We start from the raw sequence: 5,344 nt of genomic DNA on the forward strand, positions 1-5,344 counted from the left end.
CATATATATTATGAGTAATGAAACATTGCTGTAAATAGATCATACACAGCATCAAGATAGCAAAAAAACTAAAAAAGCTTGTAGAGATACCGAAATGAATACCATAAAGTGCTGTATTTTGATCGAAAAGATGGCATCATGCATTTGGTAAAACAATCAAACAAGTTATCTAATCAAGAAATTATAGACAAAATTACTTATAATCAAATTCAAATCGTGTATTAAAAAATCTTCCTAGAAAAATAGGAGGATTTTTTAATACATAACATACACATTATGTCAACTAAAATGAAAATCACAGCAAACGAAGTGGTAATTTAAGTGAATTCCAAATTGAACCATATTCAATAAATAAAATGTAATGAGAGATCACATACATATAAACGAATGAAAAACTGCATGTGTAAATTTAAAAGAATTTATCAAAACAAAATATAATTTATGAAATGAATCGATTTAAATTTAATCTTTGAGATTTTTGATTCAAGAATTGCTACAAAAAATCCTGGCGCGCTTATTTATAAAATGAGCATGAAAATGTCTAAGATTTAAACAAATAGCATATAAAGCAAATTTGACTAAATATTTCTCTCTCATCTCATTTTGTAGAGTTTACTTGTATTTAGAGACACAGGAATGCTACTTTTATATAACTTCCTATAATTTATATTATGTTAACTGTAAAATAGGATTAACTTGCTTGTTATTTTGGTATCCCCTTTTTTCTTATGATTTAACGAAAAAAAGATTAGTGTTAAAATACAGCATTTACACTAATCTTTGAGATGAGTTTTAATTTGAATGAATTTGTCTAAATCGTTTTTTAAACTCTAAATTATTTTTTAGCCAACTTTTAAATGTGGCTTTGCTAATGTTAAGATTTTCGCAAGACTTATTTATACAATTGTGTTGCTGATATTGAACGAGAAAATCATTTTTTCTTTGAATGACTGCTGATTTTGTTCTTTTTAATTTTCTATCTTGTAATTGTTCTAAATCTAAGGTTTCCATTTGGAATATATCATATTTTCTTTGCAAAAATAATTCTTTATCTTTATAGATCCAATTAGAAAAAATTTTAATCGTTTTTCGGCCACTGAGAATTACACGATAATGTGGTTCTTTATTTATGAAGTGTGGTGTGAGGTTTTGTTCTTGTAAGATTTGGATTAAAGAACGCATAAAGCTATGTGATCCTCCAACAAAACTTACTGTATACGATGTATAATTTACATAGCCATCCCCATCAAAATATCCTCTAATAAAATGATGTAGATGCTCTTTTGGGACATATGGAAATTGTACATCGTATGATTTGTGCGGTGTGATTCCATGAAAGTTCATGAGGTCATTTTTCATTATTTTGCTGTTTAAGTTCAACATGTACACGCCAGTTTTTTTGTTTTGGCACAACGGCTGGTTTGAATGTAGTTCTATTTTTATATCTTCTAAAATGCTAGATTCTTTTTGAGAAATACTTACAGTTTGGTTATTCTTTGTAATAACACCATCTGCAATGAAAAAACCTAAAATATACGCCATGTTGTTAGACCAGTTTTTGAAGTAATTCTCATTTAAATGATACTTTCGTTTCCAGCTTCCTCTTGCTCTTTTTTTGACATTGTTATCAGTTAGAACCATACGCACGTATCTAGGAGAATCATTAGCTAATTTCGCGATATTTGACGTGCTCTCCCCCTCCAAATAAAGCTTAATCATTTCTGCTTTTTCTAGCAGGCATTTTGCTCTTTTTTTACTCCTTTCAATCATTTCAATTATCTCCTCTCAACAGATATAAATGAAACATGTACTTCCTTTATATCATAGCAAGAGAACGTATGATCTGTATGTTAATTCTAGGTTAATTTTTTTATTATGTTCATTCCAAATAATTAATGAAATCTAAACCAAGCAAACCATTTCTCCTGTTTATTTTTAGTCACAAAGATTTGTCCATGCGATGCATCGTATGCTGGTAGATATTGCGGAAATAATATTTCTACAAACCAAGAATTATTAGCTATTTCCTCTCCGCAGTAATGTTTTGCCATCGCATAATAAGCTTCTGGATGCGGTGATTTTGGAAGATATGCTATAGTTTCTATCTTCCAATCTTTATGCTTTTTATCTTTATAAACTTTAGGAATAATTGTATTCAATGCATCTATAAGGCCAATATCTGAACTTACATGTCCTATTTCGTTTTGCTTAGGACATGTACCATTGTTAATCAGGAATGGCACATCTTCATTTATTGAAGCAAATGATTTTTGAGGATACGTCAACAGTCCTAATACGAATATGGAAATAATAACCTGTAAATATCTCGTTTTTTGTGGTATTTTTATTGAATTATACAATGAGAATACGAATACTTTTTTCATAATCCCGTTCACTCCATAATCAGTTTTTTATAAAGTGTCTCTGAAGAGATATATTTATTTATATAGAAAGAGTTGCTTGAATAATCATTAGCATTTGTAGATTGGTACAATTATACCTATTTAATATCACGATACCTCCAATAAGACTTAAAGAAAAGTCACGCATTCATAACAAGTTTTCATAGCTTCACGTATTGTCAGTTAACATATCTAGAATTCAATGTAAAAACCCCTCCATTTTCTATTTTTCCTTCTACCCCATTCCACAACCCTTTCAAAGGAGAATTTTCACGGTTTAGCATAAGTAATTCATGTTTTTTTTGATAAAACATAAAGTTTGTTTATGCATATAAATCTCCCTTGAGAATAGAGTATTGCTATTTAGTTTGTATACACCAATAAAGTATCCTTTTATCAACTGGATCGAGCTCATGGATTGGTTTATGTAAATCCCATAATTGGATTGAATTTGTTTCCTCATTTTCTTGAAAGGGCTGTAATGCACTTAAATTAGTCATATAAACGGCACTGTAATTTATAGTTTTATTAGGTCTTTGAATCTTAATAAGCCCTCTAAATTTCAAGTTTTGAACTCTTTGTGATGTTTCCTCGCATAGTTCTCTTGCCGCACATTCTCGTAAAGACTCATTTTTTTCCCTTCTACCAGCTGGTAATTCCCATTGTTTTCGATATATATTGAAGCATAAAAGATATTTATCATTATAATTTGCGACTACAAAGGAACTACCTAGCGGTGAATAGTCATTTATAGCATGCTCTTCTATGTCTAGAAATTCTAATAAACTATAACCATGAGAATTAACCGCAATACTCATATATCGTTCCCTTCCTTTTTAATACAAAATTCGTTATACGTAACTTAGTAAACAATGAGGCGTATCAGCATTATTTTTTCATAGGGTTAGCAATATGTTGAAGCAGTTCCAGGCTTTTTTTATCTTTATCGCGAGGTATGCGACCTATCTCTTGATAATCATATTTTTCTTGGATAAGTTGATAGGGATTTAAAACACATAGAGCTATATCCTCCAAGTGATAAAGTTGAGGAGGTAAGCAGTCATTTCTCCAAATCCATTCAGGTTTACCATTAAAATGAATAGTTCCATCACTTGTTCTGGTTAAAAAACCAAATTGGACATCTACATCCGATTTACAAAAATCAGTTTGCCTGCTGCTGATCTGTTGAAAAGCATATCCTGCTTCCTTTAGTGCATTTTCTAAAGTTTCTTTATGTTCTACCCATGTCACTACGTCAATATCTTCATGAATACGGGTAATTTGACCAAGAAGGAAATCAATTGCCCATCCTCCTCTGAGCCATAAATTGATATTTAGAGACTTAGAAATTACTTTTAACTCACGAAGAACCTGTAACTGGCATTCTGTTGCTTTATCTAATTTGTTATCCATTTTAACTCACCTTTCTTTATATAAAGAATTAAAATGCTTATTAGTTTGGGTTATATTTGTTTTCAAATTCCGTTTTTGCAATGTTAGTATATTTGTTAACAAACTCTGTTTTCGCTTCCGTATATCCGTCTCTGTCTTGTTCATATTTGTCTATTAAGCTCTTTTTTAAATTGCCATACTCTTTGGCAACATCTTTATGCAGTCGGAAAAAATCTCTAAAATATAATTCATTTCAATTACCTATATACCTAACGTGAAGATGAAATACTTTTTCGGCAAATCCTTTTTCTGTATAGCCTTTCATAAACATCATATGTGGTGCTGGTTTTTGTGGTTGCTTTTCAAAGATATACCCGCTTTTCTCTAACACACTCACTAAAAATTTCAAATCGCAGTCTTCTGTTATTTCAAGCAATATATCTATCGTTGGCTTTGCTAATAATCCGTTAATAGAAGTACTGCCTATGTGATTAATTCGTTCAATATATTGACTACCGAGTATGTTGTTAAGTAGTGTTTCTTCTTGTAAATACCAATCTTTCCATATTGGATTATGTTCTTTCAGTATAATCGGAAAAAGTTCCCACAGTTCTTCAAGTGACATTTCTGATAAATTCTTACCCACAATATTATCCTCCATTTTGCTTACTATCAGGTAAAGGTGATTCAGTAAGCGGATTTATTTCTGCTTTAATAAGTTTTGATCATATACGCTTTGAATTAAATCCTCTAATTTCTTCTCAGATGGATGCGGTTGGCTTTCAGGAACTTTTCTACCAGCCGATTCAAATTGAGGGCCACATGCTGTTCGTGTCACTTCTAATTGGCCAAATCGAAACGTATGTTCATTTCCTTCTCCAACGTGATCTGTGCTACTTCCTGTAGACTTCGGCCTGATACAACTTGAATCTAACTTTGTTCGTTTCCCCTCTTTATCGATAATGTAGTATTTATCATTTACGATGCCGTATTTCATATCTTTTGTTGACGTAATAGCTGTCCCGTCTGGTGAGAAGGATACAACGCGAAATCCATCCTCTGTTTGTAATGGCTTCGCACCAGGTACATTATAAAGCACTATCAAATCCCCTTCATATCCATCTGGGATGAGATAAACGACATCTGTTGTCCTTTGTGTAAGTGAACTACAGCCACCTAAACATAAGGTAGTGATAAATCCGATATATATCATTGTTTTTTTCACGCTAATCCCCTCGCGATATATCAAATTCTTTCATCTACATATATATCCCATATACCAAAGACATTACTTATAAAATTGTATAATCATCAAAATATTGATCGATGCTTTGTAGTTTTTCCACTTTGAAATTTGTAATAACAAAAGAAGTATCATGTAGCGGGAACGTTTCATCTAAAGTAATTATGTTTCTATCTTTATCAATAAGATTGAATGAATAAATACCTTCTATAGTAGCCGTTACTTTTCCTAAAGCTCTTTTATTCAACCATATAGACAACCCTGCAAACAAAGAAGCAGTAACGATCACTTTATTATCTACTAATTC

At 31.3% G+C, this 5,344-nt stretch carries 5 protein-coding genes and 2 pseudogenes; all 7 read right to left on the reverse strand.

Annotation, left to right across the window (positions count from 1 at the left end; all coding sequences use genetic code 11):
• Nucleotides 1-792: 792 nt before the first annotated feature.
• Nucleotides 793-1,770, reverse strand: coding sequence for an LAGLIDADG family homing endonuclease (locus V7183_RS24765; protein WP_335361189.1), 978 nt, complete (start codon nt 1,768-1,770; stop codon nt 793-795).
• Between the two features lie 122 nt (nt 1,771-1,892).
• Complete coding sequence (locus tag V7183_RS24770; RefSeq protein ID WP_335361190.1) at nt 1,893-2,384, reverse strand: hypothetical protein; 492 nt, start codon at nt 2,382-2,384, stop codon at nt 1,893-1,895.
• A 377-nt stretch (nt 2,385-2,761) separates the two neighbouring features.
• A complete protein-coding gene (locus tag V7183_RS24780) occupies nt 2,762-3,220 on the reverse strand; it encodes an NUDIX hydrolase (protein ID WP_335361191.1) in 459 nt (152 codons plus the stop codon).
• 70 nt (nt 3,221-3,290) lie between these two features.
• Nucleotides 3,291-3,815 carry a nucleotidyltransferase domain-containing protein gene (locus V7183_RS24785; RefSeq protein WP_335361192.1) on the reverse strand — a complete coding sequence of 175 codons (525 nt, stop codon included), beginning with the start codon at nt 3,813-3,815 and terminating at the stop codon, nt 3,291-3,293.
• 40 nt (nt 3,816-3,855) lie between these two features.
• Nucleotides 3,856-4,455, reverse strand: a pseudogene (locus V7183_RS24790) (GrpB family protein).
• 39 nt (nt 4,456-4,494) lie between these two features.
• Nucleotides 4,495-5,019, reverse strand: a complete 525-nt coding sequence (locus V7183_RS24795) for a DUF6843 domain-containing protein (RefSeq protein WP_438825201.1) — start codon at nt 5,017-5,019, stop codon at nt 4,495-4,497.
• 67 nt (nt 5,020-5,086) lie between these two features.
• Nucleotides 5,087-5,344: pseudogene (locus tag V7183_RS24800) on the reverse strand (hypothetical protein); the annotation flags it as partial.

Source organism: Bacillus sp. JJ1127 (assembly GCF_036965845.1).
In the GTDB taxonomy this organism is placed as follows: domain Bacteria; phylum Bacillota; class Bacilli; order Bacillales; family Bacillaceae_G; genus Bacillus_A.

Excerpts from the sequence above, each read along its gene's own strand:
- V7183_RS24765 (WP_335361189.1), bottom strand. The coding sequence starts at position 1,770 with ATGATTGAAAGGAGTAAAAAAAGAGCAAAATGCCTGCTAGAAAAAGCA.
- V7183_RS24770 (WP_335361190.1), bottom strand. The coding sequence starts at position 2,384 with ATGAAAAAAGTATTCGTATTCTCATTGTATAATTCAATAAAAATACCA.
- V7183_RS24780 (WP_335361191.1), bottom strand. The coding sequence starts at position 3,220 with ATGAGTATTGCGGTTAATTCTCATGGTTATAGTTTATTAGAATTTCTA.
- V7183_RS24785 (WP_335361192.1), bottom strand. The coding sequence starts at position 3,815 with ATGGATAACAAATTAGATAAAGCAACAGAATGCCAGTTACAGGTTCTT.